The organism is Acetobacter sp. JWB (assembly GCF_003323795.1).
Taxonomy (GTDB): Bacteria; Pseudomonadota; Alphaproteobacteria; order Acetobacterales; family Acetobacteraceae; genus Acetobacter; species Acetobacter oryzifermentans.
This window is the reverse complement of record NZ_CP030871.1, coordinates 2,187,501-2,203,692: the sequence shown is the minus strand read 5'-3', so window position 1 is coordinate 2,203,692 and position 16,192 is coordinate 2,187,501. Positions and strand designations below refer to the sequence as shown.

At 52.8% G+C, this 16,192-nt stretch carries 16 protein-coding genes and 1 tRNA gene (1 of these 17 running past the window's edge); 11 read left to right on the top strand and 6 right to left on the bottom strand.

Features of this window, described 5'->3' with window-relative positions; all coding sequences use genetic code 11:
• Positions 1–102: 102 nt before the first annotated feature.
• A complete protein-coding gene (locus DS739_RS10415; RefSeq protein WP_006115948.1) occupies positions 103–888 on the bottom strand; it encodes an exodeoxyribonuclease III in 786 nt (261 codons plus the stop codon).
• Complete coding sequence (locus tag DS739_RS10410) at positions 885–1,253, bottom strand: iron-sulfur cluster assembly accessory protein (protein ID WP_035353363.1); 369 nt, start codon at positions 1,251–1,253, stop codon at positions 885–887. The genes DS739_RS10415 and DS739_RS10410 overlap by 4 nt, the downstream gene beginning before the upstream one ends.
• 122 nt (positions 1,254–1,375) lie before the next feature.
• Between DS739_RS10410 and DS739_RS10405 the strand changes: the two genes are divergently transcribed.
• The 9 genes from DS739_RS10405 to DS739_RS10365 all read left to right on the top strand — a co-directional run bounded on the left by DS739_RS10405 (position 1,376) and on the right by DS739_RS10365 (position 10,439).
• Positions 1,376–2,596, top strand: coding sequence for a deoxyguanosinetriphosphate triphosphohydrolase (locus tag DS739_RS10405; protein WP_081461429.1), 1,221 nt, complete (start codon positions 1,376–1,378; stop codon positions 2,594–2,596).
• Positions 2,597–2,643: 47 nt separating this feature from the next.
• Positions 2,644–4,443, top strand: coding sequence for an arginine--tRNA ligase (argS, locus tag DS739_RS10400; RefSeq protein ID WP_006115951.1), 1,800 nt, complete (start codon positions 2,644–2,646; stop codon positions 4,441–4,443).
• Complete coding sequence (locus DS739_RS10395) at positions 4,443–5,441, top strand: SPOR domain-containing protein (protein WP_035353366.1); 999 nt, start codon at positions 4,443–4,445, stop codon at positions 5,439–5,441. Before argS ends, DS739_RS10395 begins: the two co-directional genes overlap by 1 nt.
• A 20-nt stretch (positions 5,442–5,461) precedes the next feature.
• A complete protein-coding gene (locus DS739_RS10390) occupies positions 5,462–6,379 on the top strand; it encodes a ScpA family protein (protein ID WP_006115952.1) in 918 nt (305 codons plus the stop codon).
• Positions 6,376–7,242, top strand: coding sequence for an SMC-Scp complex subunit ScpB (gene scpB / locus DS739_RS10385; RefSeq protein WP_006115953.1), 867 nt, complete (start codon positions 6,376–6,378; stop codon positions 7,240–7,242). The genes DS739_RS10390 and scpB overlap by 4 nt, the downstream gene beginning before the upstream one ends.
• Positions 7,243–7,314: 72 nt before the next feature.
• Positions 7,315–7,983: a Sec-independent protein translocase protein TatB gene (gene tatB, locus DS739_RS10380; RefSeq protein WP_161596117.1), complete on the top strand. Its 669-nt coding sequence runs from the start codon at positions 7,315–7,317 to the stop codon at positions 7,981–7,983.
• Positions 7,980–8,810, top strand: coding sequence for a twin-arginine translocase subunit TatC (tatC, locus tag DS739_RS10375; protein WP_006115955.1), 831 nt, complete (start codon positions 7,980–7,982; stop codon positions 8,808–8,810). Before tatB ends, tatC begins: the two co-directional genes overlap by 4 nt.
• Positions 8,811–8,813: 3 nt before the next feature.
• Positions 8,814–10,082, top strand: coding sequence for a serine--tRNA ligase (gene serS / locus DS739_RS10370; protein ID WP_006115956.1), 1,269 nt, complete (start codon positions 8,814–8,816; stop codon positions 10,080–10,082).
• Between the two features lie 18 nt (positions 10,083–10,100).
• Positions 10,101–10,439, top strand: a complete 339-nt coding sequence (locus tag DS739_RS10365; RefSeq protein WP_006115957.1) for a multidrug efflux SMR transporter — start codon at positions 10,101–10,103, stop codon at positions 10,437–10,439.
• Here the strand turns inward: DS739_RS10365 and DS739_RS10360 are convergent.
• Both DS739_RS10360 and DS739_RS10355 read right to left on the bottom strand, forming a co-directional pair.
• On the bottom strand, positions 10,436–12,631 hold the full coding sequence (locus DS739_RS10360; RefSeq protein WP_035353369.1) for a protein-disulfide reductase DsbD: 2,196 nt from the start codon (positions 12,629–12,631) through the stop codon (positions 10,436–10,438). The genes DS739_RS10365 and DS739_RS10360 overlap by 4 nt on opposite strands.
• Positions 12,632–12,725: 94 nt before the next feature.
• Positions 12,726–12,941 carry a zinc-finger domain-containing protein gene (locus DS739_RS10355; RefSeq protein WP_035353371.1) on the bottom strand — a complete coding sequence of 72 codons (216 nt, stop codon included), beginning with the start codon at positions 12,939–12,941 and terminating at the stop codon, positions 12,726–12,728.
• A 60-nt stretch (positions 12,942–13,001) separates the two neighbouring features.
• On the opposite strand from DS739_RS10355, the gene DS739_RS10350 reads away from it, so the two are divergent.
• Positions 13,002–14,111 (top strand): alpha/beta fold hydrolase, encoded by a 1,110-nt coding sequence (locus DS739_RS10350; protein WP_035353373.1) that lies wholly within the window; start codon positions 13,002–13,004, stop codon positions 14,109–14,111.
• Positions 14,112–14,230: 119 nt separating this feature from the next.
• Positions 14,231–14,307: transfer RNA gene (locus DS739_RS10345), tRNA-Arg, on the top strand.
• Positions 14,308–14,386: 79 nt separating this feature from the next.
• Here the strand turns inward: DS739_RS10345 and DS739_RS10340 are convergent.
• On the bottom strand, positions 14,387–14,593 hold the full coding sequence (locus tag DS739_RS10340) for a hypothetical protein (RefSeq protein WP_035353375.1): 207 nt from the start codon (positions 14,591–14,593) through the stop codon (positions 14,387–14,389).
• Between the two features lie 63 nt (positions 14,594–14,656).
• On the bottom strand, positions 14,657–16,192 hold the 3' portion of the coding sequence (locus tag DS739_RS10335; protein WP_035353377.1) for an FUSC family protein. The gene runs 300 nt beyond the window's last position; only the last 1,536 of its 1,836 coding nucleotides appear in the window; the start codon falls outside the window, past its right edge; the stop codon is at positions 14,657–14,659.

Below are 16,192 nucleotides of genomic sequence, written 5' to 3'. Positions count from 1 at the left end.
TTTAAAGAATTTTCTTTCTGTAAGGCTAAGCAAAGCCTGATACTTTAATCACGTCTGTTTAACCCCAGCGCAATAGTAGAATGGCGCTGGGGTTTTTGCGTCTTAAGCGCCCGGTTTTACTGGGTCTTTCAACGTGACAATAAAGGGCACATGGTCAGATGGGCGCGGCATTGCGCGTTCATTTTTATCAGGTTCAGCCGTTTGCAGACGTTCTGCAAGGCGAGGGGAAAGCAGCATGTGGTCAATCCGCAGCCCGCAATCCCGCTCCCATGCGCGGGCCTGATAATCCCAAAATGTATAAGCTGCGCCTGTTGGATGCACTGCCCGCAAAGCATCTGTCAGCCCCAGCCAGAGTAAGCGACGATACGCAGCCCGGCTTTGTGGGCGCACAAGAGCATCTTCTGGGCCAAGGGCTCCGGGGGCGCAATCTATAGGGGCAGGACAGATATTGTAGTCACCCGCCAACACAAAATCTGTTTCTTCAGCTAGTAAAAGGCGCGCGCGCGCTGTTAAGGCATTTAGGAACTCAAGCTTGGTGGCATAGCCCTGTTCTCCACCTGAATTGCCATTGGGCAGATACAAATTGCCCAGCACAATATGTTGGGTGCGCACTTCCACATATCGTGCTGCCGGGTCTGAAAAGCCGGGGAGGTGATCTGTCGTGATGCTAAAATCTCCACGCACAAGAGTAGAAACCCCGTTGTAGGATTTCTGCCCTATTACGGCGCAGCCATACCCAGCATCCTCAAAGGCAGCTTTGGGGAATAGATCCGTCTCGCACTTGATTTCCTGCATCATTAACACGTCTGGCTGTTCGCGCTTCAGCCAATCCAATACCAGATCCATGCGTTGACGGACGGAGTTTACATTCCAAGTTGCAAGTTTCATGCCACGGAAAAGCTTGTGCCACAGCCGCAGGAAGATGCTGCATTAGGGTTGTTCACCGCAAAATGCGCGCCCATCAGCTTGTCTGCAAAATCAAGCTCTGCGCCAGACAGCAAATCCATACTGGCCGGATCAACCACAACCAACGCCCCATTTTTTTCTATGCGCGTATCATCGGCCTCAATATCAGCCGCGGGAATAAGCGTGAAAAGATATTGAAAGCCGTTACATCCTCCGGCTTCTACAGAGACACGCATGGCAACCGGTGCTGGCGTTTCTGGGGTGGCAGTTGCCTGCTTTTTGGCAATTACACTGGCAATGCGATTTGCCGCAGATTCCGAAACGGAGAAGGGTGTTGGCTGGGTCATCTTTCTTAAATAGCTTGCGCGCCCTCTGGTTTGAAGGGGCAAGATGCCAAGAATAGTCAACTTTGGCGGAATATTCTAAACTCCTATAAGCTTCATCCGGATTGGATGCCGGCAACAGGCTGGTGGACCGTGCTGCAAAGGAAACCGCAGGAGTGCCAGACACGACAGAATGCAGGGATCTGATGCCCTATGCCGTTCAGCCAGGAGTAGGCCGGGCGCGCCGCCTTTATGATGAGCCAGAATCTCTCACACGTTCACCGTGGCAGCGTGATCGGGATAGAGTAATTCATTCTTCGGGCTTTCGTCGCCTGCAATATAAAACGCAGGTGTTTGTGAACCATGAGGGAGACTTCTTTCGCACGCGTTTGACACATTCCTTGGAAGTGGCGCAGGTGGCCCGCTCCATGGCGCGGTTTCTGAAGCTGGATGAAGATCTAACAGAAGCCGTCGCACTGGCGCATGATCTGGGGCACACGCCTTTTGGGCATGCGGGGGAAGATGCGCTGGCTGCCCATATGCAGGAATGGGGTGGGTTCGATCATAACACACAGGCCCTCCGGCAGGTGATGCTGAAGGAACGCCGGTATCTGGCATTTGATGGGTTGAACCTGACATGGGAAACATTGGAAGGTTTGGCCAAGCATAATGGGCCAGTTAAACGTCCGCCTGCGCGATTGCTGGAATTAGATGCACTGTTCCCGTTGGAACTTTCCACATATGCCTCTGCCGAGGCACAGGTGGCGGCATTGGCGGATGATATTGCCTATCACGGGCATGATCTGGACGATGGCGTAAAATCAGGCCTACTCTCGCTGGATGATCTGGTGGATGTGCCCGTAGTGGGGGAAGAACTGTTTGAAGTGCGGAAGGCTGCGGCTGATCTGCCTTCTCATGATACACGCACTTTGCAGCGTATCCGTCATGAAATGGTGCGTCGTGTTATTCATAAACTGGTGACAGATGTATTGATCTGTACGCGCGAACGCTTGCAGGATCTGGCCCCTCGGCATGTGGAGGATATACGCGCGGCATCCGGCCCTGTTGTGGCCTTTCAGGAGCAGATGGCCCAAGCCAATAAAGGTATTCGTAAGTTTCTGTTTGCCCACCTGTATCGTCATTGGCGCGTGAATAGGATGACGCACAAGGCCCGGCACGTTACGGCAGAACTTTTTGATACGCTTACGGAGTCGCCATCCCTGCTGCCGGCTGAATGGCAGCGTGAGGCAGAGGGAAAAGATGCCACAGGGTTACGGCGTGTGGTGGCGGATTATGTGGCTTCCATGACAGATCGCTACGCTATGGAAGAACATAGACGGTTGACGGACCTGTCTGTTGCAGGCTGATAAACGCGCTTTCAGCGCTTTCTTACTATTACGGGGTTAAGTGTTTTATGTCTGACTGTGTGTTTCAGCGTTATCGCCAACATGTTCTGGCCATTGTGCAGGAACTGCTGCCCAATGTGCCGGAAGAAACGCTGGCTCGCGTGGAACTGACCCCAACGCGAGACCCCGCGCACGGAGATATGGCAACCAATGCTGCTCTCCTGCTGGCTAAGGTGGCACGCCGCAAACCATCAGATATTGCGGCCGATCTGGTCGCCGCCCTGCAAAAGGTGGATGGTGTTGCCTCTGTAGCCGCAGCCGGGCCGGGTTTTGTAAACATTACACTTAAGCCCGATGTCATGCGTAGTGTTCTGCCCGCAGTGTTGCGTGCGGGTGAAGCCTATGGGGCATCTCAGGCTGGCAAAGGCTTACGGGTGAATGTGGAGTATGTTTCCGCCAACCCAACAGGGCCTATGCATGTAGGTCATTGCCGTGGGGCTGTGGTGGGGGATGCCCTTGCCAACCTTATGGCCAAGGCAGGCTTTGCCGTTACCAAGGAATTTTACATTAATGATGCCGGTGCACAGGTAAAAGCGCTGGCATGGGCGGCTTACTGGCGCTACCTGCAAGCTCTTGGCACCAAAATGACGCAGGATGATTTTTCTGCGTTGGCTCCCGGTGGCCTGCAATATCAAGGTGAATATCTTATTCCAGTAGGTATGGAGCTGGCGGCAGAATACGGGAACAAGCTGACAGAAACCGATGCAGATGGTGCGCCCCTGCCAGCGCCGGAAGCCACATGGCTGGAAACAGTGCGTGGTTTTGCCGTGGCGCATATGCTCACGGCTATCAAGGAGGATCTGGCAGCCCTTGGTGTGCACCACGATGTGTTTACATCAGAAGCCGAAGTGCTGCACCGTGGCGTAACAGATGCAGCCATCAGCAAGCTGGAACAGCAGGGCCTGCTATATGAAGGTGTGCTGGAGCCCCCCAAAGGCAAGTTGCCGGAAGATTGGGAAGAGCGTGAGCAGCTTTTGTTCCGTTCCACTCAGTTTGGGGATGATGTAGATCGTCCACTGCGCAAATCTGACGGCACCAATACCTATTTTGCGAACGATATTGGCTACCATGCAGATAAGGTAGCCCGTGGTGCGCAGATGATGATTGACGTATGGGGGGCCGATCACGGTGGTTACGTCAAACGCATGAAGGCCGCCGTTAAGGCGATTACGGGTGATACGGTGCCGCTTGAAGTGGTGCTGTGCCAGATTGTGCATATTCTGCGTGATGGACAGCCTGTTAAAATGTCTAAACGGGCAGGCACGTTTGTTACTCTGCGTGATCTGATTGATGAAGTCGGGCGTGATGCGGTGCGCTTTACCATGCTTACCCGCAAGAGTGATGCCCAGATGGAGTTCGATCTTGATCTGGTGGTGGCGCAGCAGCGTGATAACCCGGTGTTTTATGTGCAGTATGCCCACGCTCGTTGTCGCTCCGTGTTGCGCGCCGCCGCAGAAGCCGCTGTATATGGTGATACGGATGATGCAGCCCTTGCCTCAGCATCACTCGAATCTCTGACATCGGATGCTGAAATGGCGCTTATCCGCCGTTTGGCAGAATGGCCGCGTATGGTGGAAGCCGCCGCGCTTGCGCGCGAACCCCATCGTGTGGCCTTCTACCTTGCAGATGTGGCGGGTGATTTTCATGCCTTATGGAATCGTGGCCGGGATGATGCTTCTTTGCGCTTCCTTCAGCCAGATGCTGTAGAGGCAACCCGTGCGCGTCTTGCCCTTGTTGCAGCTACGGCGGTGGTTATCCGCTCTGGTCTTGCAATCATGGGTGTGGAACCCGTGGAGGAAATGCGCTGATGAGTGATGAAGACCGGCCCAAATTTTCAGCGGATGACAGGATCAGTCGTGCGCGTGAGCGTATGAGTATGGATTATGAAGACCCGGCACCAACACGGCCAACGGCTGTAGGTGGCCGCCCAACCGAAAACGTGCTGACCCGCTTTTTAAGCAGTGATACGGGTACGCGGCGGCTGGTTTACGGGGCGGCTGGTCTGGGTGGTTTACTGGTGTTGGGGATTGGTGGCTGGGCGCTAATAGGGCACCATCAGCATGGTATCGCCATTATGGGGCCGCCACCGGTTTCCATGCGCACAAAGCCGGTTGATCCGGGTGGGATGCAGCTTGATTCTGTTGCCATGCCCGATGAGGAGGGTGATCCAAAAGCACACCCTGTTCCGGCCCCAGAAAAACCTAATCCAGAAGCCTTGGCTGCCCAGTATGGCGCACAGGGTGAAAGTGATTCTGCGAAGCCGGAAGGGGTGCCCGTTCCGGCTACAGGAGCAGAAGGGGCAGGTGCTGGGCATGCAGCAGATCAGCAGGCGGCTGCGGCACCTCCGGCAGACGCGCCAAGCGCCTCTGCGCAGGAAGAAACCGAAGCTTCTACCAGCGGGGAGGAAGGGGATACAGCGGCTGCGCAATCGGTTGCCAATAACCCGAAACCCAAGCCAGACGCGGCTGTTCCGGCCAAGGATAAGGATACTGCTGCAGCAAGTAAAGCAGCACCGGCTGATACAAAAACATCAACTGTGCCACATGGCGGTGTAGAGGGTGGAAAGTATCAGGTGCAGTTGGCTGCGGTGCAGAATGAAGATGAAGCACGTAAGGAATGGTCACGTCTGAAATCGCGTTACCCCACCTTGTTTGGAGAGAGCACCCCCTCCTTTGTGCGGACGGAGCAGAATAACGCTACGTTCTATCGTTTGCGCGTAAAAGGCTTTGCTTCTGTGGCAACTGCGCGTGAATTCTGTTCTGCGGTGCGCGAACGCGGCATGGCCTGCATGGTAGTGCGGCAGTAAGCTGCAACTGGTCTGGCAGAATGGAAGCAGGACACACGCAGGCAGATGTTGAAAGTGCGCTAAGCCCGGCAGAGGCTTCTGGCGTGTTGCCTGTTCATGTTGATACCCAGGTAGAGCAGGTGCCACGTGTGCCGCTGTTGCGGTTAGAGGGGTTTGAAGGTCCTATGGATCTTCTGCTTGATCTGGCCCGGGCGCAAAAGGTTGATCTGGCCCGTATTTCCATTCTGCAACTGGTAGAACAATATCTTGCCGTTGTAGAAAATGCCCGCCGGGTTCGGCTGGAATTGGCCGCAGACTGGCTGGTTATGGCGGCATGGTTGGCGTGGCTTAAATCCCGCCTGCTGCTGCCTCCGGATGATGAACTTGCTGTAGAGGGTGAAGAAGCCGCAGAACTGTTGCAGGAGCGGCTGATAGAACTTGCCTGTATGGGTGAGCTGGCCCGTTGGTTGGATGACAGGCCCAGATTGGGGCGGGATGTATTTGCCCGTGGCGTGGCAGAAGATCTGGTGGAAATAGACCGTTCTGGTCTGGTGCTAGATATGCCGCAGCTTATGCGGGCCTATATGGCGGCTATGCGGCGTAATGCACGCAAGCGTATTTATGCCCCACGCACTTTACGGTTCTGGACTGTGCAGGATGCCTTAAGCAGACTGACACGTCTGCTAGGTGAAACACCACCGGGCTGGAGCAGTCTGGATGCTTTTTTGCCAGATGTTTTACCTGAACAGGCAGAAGGAGCAGATGCGGTGCGCCAACGGCGTGCTGCTGTGGCGGGTACACTTATTGCGGGGTTGGAATTGGCAAAAAGTGGAAGGCTGGAATTGCGGCAGGAAGAGGTTTTTGGACAGATCATGCTACGCCCGCATGAAGAAATACATGAAACCGAGCATGATAGTGCTGAAAACATACTTCCAGCAGAAGAAGCACAAACTTCATGATCACTGACATGGCGGATAAACCTGCTTCTGAAAGTGAAGGAGCCATTAAAGTGGTTCAGTCTGAAAACACTATGGTTTCAGAAGAGGCTTTGCGTTTGGCTGAAGCGCTTATTTTTGCGTCTACCGAACCCGTAAGTGCGCGCCGGTTGGCGGAATTGCTGGAATTGCGTCAGCTTGTGCCAGATGGGGTGGATAATCTGGCAACGTTTGTAACGGCTGTTTTGCAAGCCCTTGTGCAGCGTTATGAAGGCCGCGGTGTGATGCCTGTTGAAATAGCCGGAGGATGGCAGTTTCGGACAGCGCCAGATTTGGCGCCAGCCCTTACGCGTGTATTGGAGCGGCCTCGCCGTTTTTCACGTGCAGTTATGGAAACACTGGCTATTATTGCTTACCACCAACCCTGTACACGCGTACAGATAGAAGAAATACGCGGTGTCAGCCTTGGGCAGAATGTGCTGGATACGTTGATAGAATCTGCACTTATTATGCCTAAAGGGCGCAAGGAAGTGCCGGGGCGGCCTGTGCTGTGGGGCACCACGCAGGATTTTTTACGTCATTTTAGCTTACGCTCCTTGGCGGATCTGCCGCGTAGGGAGGAACTGTTGGTGGAAGTGCCCGAAAATGCGGGAGCAATGGGGCGCCCTCAAACCGAAATTACGTTTGCAAAGGGCGAGGAAGAGGCCGCAGACCAAACAGAGCATACCCTCGATACGTCAGATGCTGATGCCGTGCTGGATAGTGAGCTACAGGCTGAGGCTGATCCAGTTGAAGGCGCTGAAAATACAGATGCGCAGGCAGAGAAAACGCCAAAGGTTGCGGAAGAAAGCGTAAAACCGCGTGTTCCCGCGCCAGAAGGCTCGTGATAGATACTCTGCATCTGGTTGTGCGGGCGTTTTTGTTTTTCCCGTGCGGTGCGTGCAGCAACGGAACTGCCCATGTTTGATTTTGCCTGGTCTGAAATTGCGCTAATTGGCGCCGTGGCTCTGGTCGTGATCGGCCCGAAGGATTTGCCTGTGGCCATTCGTGGGCTGGCTGGAGCTGTAAAAAAGGCACGTAAACTGGCTGGGGAGTTTCAATCTCACGTTGATGAGATGGTGCGTGAAGCTGATCTGACAGAAGTGCGCGATCAAGTCCGAGACCTCAAAAACCTCAACGTACGTAATCGGATCATGAAGGCCATTGATTCGGATGGTACGTTAAGCAGTTCTTTCGCACCTCCGCCACAAATTGCTGAACAGCATATTCCTGCGGGCCCTCGTGCATTGGATATGCCAGCTTCCAGCACACAAAGCACAACCAATGTTTCTGCTTATGTGCCCAGTACATATGAACCAGCCATAACAGATGAAGATATTGCCAGCGCCCCGCCAGAATTGCCGCCCAATATTGTGCGCCGCATTTTAAAGGAGCAGGAACGCTTGCATCCACCAGCATTTTTGCCACCAGTGCGCGTCATGCACGGTGGGCGCAGTGTGGCGCCGGGTGAAAGATTGGGGCACGTATCTGGCCCAAGTAAACCAGCATGGCAGCAGGATATGGATATGCAGCCAGAGCAGCCGAAAGGGGCTGAGCCAGAACAGCAGGTGGTGGATTATCAACCATGAACGAGAATGAAACCGTGGGGGAAGATCCTATTCACGATCAGCCAATGCCGTTGATCGAACATTTGCTGGAATTGCGCCGCCGTTTATTGTGGGCGGGAGCGGCTTTTATTCTGTGTTTTGCGCTGTGTTACCACTATGCGGGTGATATTTATCTGTTTCTGGCGCGCCCGTTGGGCGAAATTATGCGCCAGCAGGGTGAACAGCCACATCTTATTTATACGGCACTGTATGAGGCATTTTTTACCTATATCCGTGTGGCGTTTTTTGGGGCGGCGTTCCTCTCTTTTCCCGTTGTGGCCATGCAGGCATGGATTTTTATAGCTCCCGGCCTTTACCGATCGGAAAAACGCGCTTTTGCACCTTTTTTAATTGCAACGCCCATTCTGTTTCTGGTTGGGGCCTCTTTGGCCTATTACTTTATTTTTCCCATCGCGTGGCGTTTCTTCCTGTCGTTCCAAACAGCAGGCGCTGGGCATGATGGGGTGCAGATTGAACTGCAAGCCAAGGTTTCCGAATACCTTTCTCTGGTTATGAAACTGATCATGGCTTTTGGTGTGGCGTTTGAATTGCCGGTGGTGCTTACGCTTCTGGCGCGTGTGGGTATTGTTACGGCGGATATGCTGCGCCGTTTCCGCCGCTATGCCATTGTAGGTGCCTTTGTTATTGCTGCTATTCTGATGCCGCCAGATGTCATTACCCAGATCGGTCTGGCCGTGCCTTTGGTCTTACTTTACGAAATTTCCATTATCTGCGCGTGCTTGGTTGAACCTAAGTTTAAGGCGAGCCAAGCGGAAGATACATCCAACACCCAGCAGGAGGTTCCCTAACCCATGCATGATATTCGCGCCCTGCGGGCTGATCCCGCTGCTTTTGATGCTGATCTTGCCCGCCGCGGGATTGAGCCAGTTTCGGCTCGGCTGCTGGCATGGGATGAGGAACGCCGCCAAGCACAAACTGTGTTGCAGGAAAAGCAGGGCCGCCGGAAAGCGCTAGCGCGTGAAATTGGCACACTAAAGCGGAGTGGTGGCGATAGCAGTGATCTGGAGGCCGAAGGTTTGGCCTTGCGCGCAGAAATGGAAGCGCTGGAAGAACAGGTTAATACACTGGGTCGTGAAAGCACAGCCCTTCTCGCCAACCTGCCAAACCGTTTGGATGCCACCGTGCCAGAAGGCCCGGATGAAAGCGCAAACGTGGTGCAGCATGAATGGGGCACAAAGCCTGCCTTTACGTTTACACCCAAGCAACATTTTGAGCTGGGCGAAACGTTGAAGCAGATGGACTTTGCAACAGCCGCCAAGCTTTCTGGCTCACGTTTTGTTGTGCTGCGTGGCGGTATTGCCCGTCTGGCACGTGCCTTGGGCCAGTTTATGCTGGATCTGCATGTGACAGAGCATGGATATACGGAAACGCAGGTGCCCGTCATGGTGAATGATGATGCCATGTACGGAACAGACAAACTGCCAAAATTTGCAGATCAATCCTTTCGCACGGAAGATGGCCGCTGGCTTATTCCTACAGCAGAGGTGCCGCTTACGGCTTCTGTTTCTGGGGATATTTTGGAAGGTGCAGCACTGCCGCTGCGTATGACAGCGCTAAGCCAATGCTTTCGGAGCGAGGCAGGGGCCGCCGGGCGCGATGTGCGCGGAATGCTCCGTCAGCATCAGTTTGAAAAAGTGGAAATGGTTTCCGTCACCACGCCAGAAGAAAGTGATGCTGAGCATGAGCGTATGACGCGCTGTGCAGAAAAAGTTCTGGAAAAGCTGAATATCCCATATCGTCGTATGCTGCTATGCGCTGGAGATACCGGGTTTGGTGCAGCAAAAACCTTTGATCTGGAAGCATGGTTGCCGGGGCAAGATGCTTGGCGGGAAATTTCTTCATGCTCCAATACGCGGGATTTTCAAGCCCGGCGCATGAACGCCCGTTATCGCCCACAGGCAGGGGCCGCACCTGCTTTTGTGCATACGCTGAATGGTTCTGGCCTTGCTGTAGGCCGCACCCTTATTGCGGTAATGGAAAACTATCAGAACGAAGATGGCTCTGTGACCGTACCGGATGTTTTGCGCCCATATATGGGGGGCATTGAAAAAATCAGCTAAGGGCAAGGCTTAGATACAATGGTTTCCAAACCCACCTTATACTTGGCAATCGCCATTGTATCTGAAGTGATCGGCACATCCTTGCTCACAGCCTCGCATGGGTTTGCGCGCTGGGGATACGCTATTGCCAGCTTGGCAGCGTATGGGTGTGCCTTTTATTTTCTGTCCATTCCGCTCAAAACCATTCCAACAGGCATTGTTTATGCCATTTGGAGCGGGGTTGGCATTGTGCTTGTTTCTGCTATTGGCGCTTTGTTTTTCAAACAGATGCTGGATACACCGGCCCTTATTGGCATTGGCCTGATTATAGCCGGGGTGTTGGTGATCAATGTGTTTTCAGGTTCCATACAACATTAATGTGCGGAACTGATGGTTTTCATAACCAACCCCGGTGTGAGCACCTGTGGCAGTGTTACGGGCGTTCCGTTAGCTGGAATGAACAGATAAAAAGGCACGCCATCGCGCCCATGTTGGCGTAGGAAAGCCGTAATAGCGGCATCATGTGTCGTCCAGTCTCCGCGCAACAGGGTGACATTCTGGGTTTTGAAGGCTTCGCGCACTTCCGGCACATCTAACGCCACGCGCTCGTTTACCAAACAGGTAATGCACCAGGCAGCCGTCATATCTACAAACACATTTTTTTTGCTGGCATGTAGGGTTTGCAGTTTAGTGGCGGAAAAAGCTTCTACGCCTTCAGGCAAAGACATGCCTTGTGCGGAAGAAGGAGCCGCAGTTTGTTGCCGTAATATGGGCAGCATGGATAATGCGCCAAGCAATGCCAATAAAGCCAAGCCGTGTAGGGCAAAGCGTTTGCGATCAGATAATGTGTTCTGGTGCGTTTGGGCCAAACCATAAACCCATGCAGCCAGACCTAAAAGCACTATACCAGACCCAAGCAGCACAACTATGGAAGCACCACCTTCCAGCGTGGCAACCCATAGCAACCACACGCAGGATGCCAACAGGGGGAATGCCAGAAACTGGCGCAAATAAACCATCCATGCGCCGGGGCGGGGCAACATTCTGGCGCAGGAAGGGTAAGCTGCAATCAACAGATAAGGCAGCGCCAACCCCAGACCGAGTGCGGCAAATACGGTAAGCCCAGCAATTGGGGGGCCAGAAAGTGCCCCTGCAATAGCCACGCCCATAAAAGGGGCGGTGCAAGGTGAGGCCACAACAACAGCAAGTACGCCTGTTAAAACATCATTCCACAAACTGTGGCGCGTATGTGGTGCGCTGCTGATAGAAACGGCAGAAAAAGAAAATACGCCCAGAAGATTCAAGGCCATGGCAAAAAGGAGCCAACAGACCATCCCCACAAAAAGAGGGGATTGAAACTGAAAGCCCCAGCCCGTTGCAGCACCTGTAAGACGTGCTGCCATCATGATTGCGCCCAGAAGGGTAAAACTGCCAATAACCCCAACTGCGTAACAGGATGCACTCAGGATCTGTTCCCGCTTTGCGGCATGGCCAAGCCGGGTGATCGCTAAAGCCTTCATGGCCAGAATGGGAAAGACGCATGGCATCAGGTTGAGGATAATGCCGCCTATAAAGGCAAACAGCATTTGCTGTATAAAGCTGGGGGAAGCAGCGAGCGTATTTTCTGGTGTATCAGTTAATGCGCTATGGGTGGCATTTATTTGCAGTGCCCGTTCTGTGCCCGCTTTGTCCTTCAAAACCACAATGCCAGCTAAGAACCGTAGGGCAGAAAAATCCGCAGTCGATTTAAGGTGCAGTGTGACAGAGCCATTGCGGATAGTGGATTTTTGTTCGGCAGCTTCGGCAATTTTTCCCTGCTGTTCTGGCATGAACCACGCATCGGATACGGATGTGGGGTTCAGATCCTTGCCAGTCAGCTGTAAAATACCGTTGGAGGAAAAGGTTGCCGTGTAAGGTGAGGGCACAGCCATGTGCTGTGAGGTTTGCTCAAATAAAGGTGCTTGAGCGGAGGGCGTTGGAGAGCCTTTATTCAGCGTAAGCGCAAGATCAGCTTCCTCTGGCACGCAGACGTGCTCGCACACCAGCCAGTTTGCATGTGCCTTAATGTTTATTTTGTCTGATTTCTGGTCTGCGGTCTGAAGGGGAAGATCCAAAGGCAAAATAACATCGCCTGTATAGGCGTAAGACATTAACGAAGAATCGGGAATGCGCTGAGGTACCGGCCAATGGATGATTTGCGTGCTGCCTTGCAGTGCGCCATCAGCATTTATGGTGATAGTTGGCGGATCTCCCGCATCTCCCGGATTTTGCCAGTAGGTATGCCAACCGTTTTGAAGCTGAAGCCGCAAGGCAATGTGTAAGGGAGTACTGGCATCAGCGGTATCAGATGCTGTTATCAGGCTTGCGATGCTATGGCCGGTTTTAACCTGTGGGCTTTCCGCTGCGATTGCTGAAGCACTGGAAAAAACACATGCCATCATCAAAATGGCCACAAACCCAGACCGCCAGCCTGTAAAGCCATGCCTGTTCCGCCTTGCCTGCATCCAGGTAAGAGAATGAGATAGGCCAGAAGCAGTAAGACGTGGGAAGGACATAACAGGCAAACTCATGGTGCATTCTGCGATAAGGAGCGCGCAGCATAGGCCAAACTTGCCTGTAATTGTAACCTGCTGTTGGTGAAAGCAAAGGATGCAGAAAAAGCAGTTAGTGTTCTGCCTGTCCTTCGGCATCTGGTTGCAGCACAAACAGGCGTGAACAATAGGGGCATACAGTTTGATGTCCGCCAATTTTCAGCCATACGCGGGGGTGTCCAAGTTCGCTTAAGCCGCCATCACAGGCAATTTTGCGTTTGTCCACCATAATGGTTTCAACATGCCCCAGTTTGGGGTGTGGCACAGGGTTGGCAGGCTGTATCAACATAGGTGTGGTATCCCCTTTTTGCTATGATGCCTAAATGAAAGACATGTGCAGGCTGTGTGCATGATAGCTGGGTGGGCTGTGGTTTTGCACCTTTCTTATCTTCCCATGCGCGTGAGCAAGCATGGTCGCTATTGCTGCGCATTACTGGTTGTGTTTTTGAGTATGACAGGATGCAGCATGAAACTTCCTGATCTCCCCAAGCCTCCCCCACGCTTTGCGGCAGCCGCCCGGTTGGTTCCGCCTGACCGTATGTTTACACTGTCGGATGGTGCAGCTCTTCCTGCGCGCGTATGGCAGGCACAAGGACAACCTCGTGGCATATTGCTTGCGCTGCATGGGTTTAATGATAGCCGTGATGCATGGGAGCAACCTGCACCATTTTTTGCCGGGCAGGGCATAACTGTGGTGGCCCCAGACCAACGCGGGTTTGGAGAAGCCCCAAACCGTGGAGAATGGGCAGGTTCAGACCGCATGGTGCAGGATGTGCGGGAGGAAATAGCCATTCTTCAGCAAGAAAACCCGCAAATACCGCTCTATCTTACGGGCGAAAGCATGGGTGGTGCTATTCTCATGCTTTTGATGTCTGGCACGGATGCACCATCTGTTGCAGGCACATTGCTGTTGGCACCTGCTGTGTGGAATCTGGGGCTTGGGGCCGATATTCCACTGGATGTTTTGGCAACGCTTTTTCCGCACCATTTGGTAACGGGGCAAGAACTGCCCGTGCACGTGGTGGCAAGTGATAATCCGGCAGCTCTTTTGCGCCTGTATTTTGACCCGCTTACTCTGCGAGCCACCCAGCTTGAGGCTTTACGTGGGTTGGTAAGCTTGATGAAACAGGCAGCCACGGCAGCACCGCAAATGAAAGGGCAGTTGCTCTGTGTGTATGGAGATAAAGATCAACTCGTGCCTTCCAAGGCAATGGCTAAGGTATGGGAAACTCTGCCCAAAGGCGCGCGGTTGGACCTAATTTCTGGCGGGCATCATTTGTTGCTGCGCGACAAAAACGGAAAACAGGTGATGCAGGACATGCTGACCTGGATAACGCAGCCAGACAGCTTTTTACCATCAGGTGGAGATGTTGCCGCCAGTGCATGGCAGGCACAAAACCCGGCAAAGACAGAGGGAAAGTGGTTTCCGGCCTCATGGTTGGATGGTTTGGCGCGTTAAATTCATCCAGACAAAATGATAGAACCAGAATAAGAAAAAAATCTATCTACGGGAAGTTATCAGGATAATGCAGATAGAGGCTTGGCAAATACCCCTGAATTGCGTTAGGGAAGGCGCACGGACCCGTAGCTCAGCTGGATAGAGCGTTGCCCTCCGAAGGCAAAGGTCGCGCGTTCGAATCGCGCCGGGTCCACCATCCTTTGAAATGATTGGCTATTTTTTGCAGTATTCTGCAAAGGTTAGACACTTTTGTGGTTTCGGTTAGACAGTTTGCCTTATTTTTTGCGTCGGTAATGGTCTTTTGCATCTTCTAACAAGCTACGCAGGCTTGCGCGTGGGGAAGCAATAAACCCGATAAAACCCAAAAATACGGTAATACCCGCGCCACTTCCCAAGTTGGCTCCTGTTTGAGAGGAAGATGCACGTTGGGTTGCCCGATCTGTGTTTGGTGTGTCGTTTTTAGGTTTGGGCATACGGCGCATTCTCTCGGGCAGTAAGTGTCTCAGCACCAAATATGTAAGACCGTGAACGGGGCTGAAAAACCATTATTTCATGGGGGCAGCCAGAACATGCAGATATGTGCATATTTTTTGTATGAGCGCTTGGTCTGGAGCAGACGGAATGACATCTTTCTGTTTCAGTCTATTTAGAAGATCCTGAGTTTGTTGCATCCGCATGGAGCTGCCAGATGCCCAGATGCGAAGGATTTTTTTGAGTTCGGTTTTTAAGGCATCGGGAAATGTTTTGTCTTTCACAGTATCCCGTAGAAAAATCAGATACAGGCCTTTCACCATGTATAAGATTTGTTCCTGAATATACTGCTCCGTCTTTTCCTGAGGGAGAGCTTTAGAGGTATTGATAATTCTCACAAGGCTTTCGGCATTTCTGGAAAGCCAGATATGGGGTTGGGTTTTATCACCCGTGCGTGCCAGATGGTTCAGACTTTTTTCAATCCATCGGCGTGTGCGGCGCATGTGGGAATCAAGCCGGAATGGAAAGATAATCAGAAAAGTCCACCGAGTGAACAACACAGCGCCCAGAAACGCTAGGGTAGTATTGAAAAAAGATTGTTCATCAAATCGTCCCTGATTGGCAGGGCCTAGCAGCACTGGCAGGAACATGTTGAATGAAAAAGCATATCCTGCTGTTTGTGTGTGGCGCGCGGCCAGTCCACCAATAATCATTGGAATAAACAGTAGCAGAACCAGAAGTTCTGGTGCCGTTATGGCGGGAATAACAAGTAACGCGTACAAAGCAGCAATTAACCCGCACCATAAAGCACCCTTGAAAAAAGGAGCTGCCGCCAAAAGCGGATTTTCACGCGTAGCCAGCAAGCCATATACGAGAGAAACAAAAGAAAAAAACGTAGGGCCTGCGGGCCATGCTGTCACTTCCCATACAAGCCAGGCCCCCAGAATACCCAAGCAGGCCCGGATACCGTTATCCATTGCCTCTACGGCATGCCTGCGAGATTGCAACCTGAAGCGGAAATGATCTCCTGATTTTGGGTGCATACAAGCCTGAATATGCTGGCGAATTACAGCTTCATCAGCCAACATGGTGTGGTTTGTTGGTGTGAGTTGATGCGTGAGGGCAAGGCCATATCCGCGGGCCAGCATGGTAATCATGCCTGCAAAAGCAGCGCGTGCGTGATCCGCGGCATGAGAATGTGGGCCCATTTCCAGCGCATCATATTCTGCGCGCGCATTGGCATTGAGAAGTGCAGATAATGCTGGCTCCAGTGTGATGGCGCGAGGGCGATGGATAAGTGAAGCAATACTTTGGTTTGTGCTGAGCAGGGTTGTGCTCAGGCGCTCTAAAAGGCGTTTTTGTGCTTGTTCCTGCAAGCCCGGCATAAACACCACGGCCAAAGTGGCCTCACACACAATTCCCAAGATAATGTAGGAACTACGGGCCATGGCGATATCAAAGATATTGTCTGGCTGCATAATGGCGCCAGATGCCACAATGGCTGATGTGAAACTGGTAACCAGCAAGCCATAGGCACGGTAACCGGTGCCAAAAGTTGCCAATCCGCAGCACACGCCAATCCACAGAGCAAGGCTGCAAAAAAATAGGCC

Bases quoted from the DNA above. Each gene is read 5' to 3' on its own strand.
- DS739_RS10415 (WP_006115948.1), bottom strand. From the start codon at position 888: ATGAAACTTGCAACTTGGAATGTAAACTCCGTCCGTCAACGCATGGAT.
- DS739_RS10410 (WP_035353363.1), bottom strand. From the start codon at position 1,253: ATGACCCAGCCAACACCCTTCTCCGTTTCGGAATCTGCGGCAAATCGC.
- argS (WP_006115951.1), top strand. From the start codon at position 2,644: ATGTCTGACTGTGTGTTTCAGCGTTATCGCCAACATGTTCTGGCCATT.
- DS739_RS10395 (WP_035353366.1), top strand. From the start codon at position 4,443: ATGAGTGATGAAGACCGGCCCAAATTTTCAGCGGATGACAGGATCAGT.
- DS739_RS10390 (WP_006115952.1), top strand. From the start codon at position 5,462: ATGGAAGCAGGACACACGCAGGCAGATGTTGAAAGTGCGCTAAGCCCG.
- scpB (WP_006115953.1), top strand. From the start codon at position 6,376: ATGATCACTGACATGGCGGATAAACCTGCTTCTGAAAGTGAAGGAGCC.
- tatB (WP_161596117.1), top strand. From the start codon at position 7,315: ATGTTTGATTTTGCCTGGTCTGAAATTGCGCTAATTGGCGCCGTGGCT.
- tatC (WP_006115955.1), top strand. From the start codon at position 7,980: ATGAACGAGAATGAAACCGTGGGGGAAGATCCTATTCACGATCAGCCA.
- serS (WP_006115956.1), top strand. From the start codon at position 8,814: ATGCATGATATTCGCGCCCTGCGGGCTGATCCCGCTGCTTTTGATGCT.
- DS739_RS10365 (WP_006115957.1), top strand. From the start codon at position 10,101: ATGGTTTCCAAACCCACCTTATACTTGGCAATCGCCATTGTATCTGAA.
- DS739_RS10360 (WP_035353369.1), bottom strand. From the start codon at position 12,631: ATGAGTTTGCCTGTTATGTCCTTCCCACGTCTTACTGCTTCTGGCCTA.
- DS739_RS10355 (WP_035353371.1), bottom strand. From the start codon at position 12,941: ATGTTGATACAGCCTGCCAACCCTGTGCCACACCCCAAACTGGGGCAT.
- DS739_RS10350 (WP_035353373.1), top strand. From the start codon at position 13,002: ATGATAGCTGGGTGGGCTGTGGTTTTGCACCTTTCTTATCTTCCCATG.
- DS739_RS10340 (WP_035353375.1), bottom strand. From the start codon at position 14,593: ATGCGCCGTATGCCCAAACCTAAAAACGACACACCAAACACAGATCGG.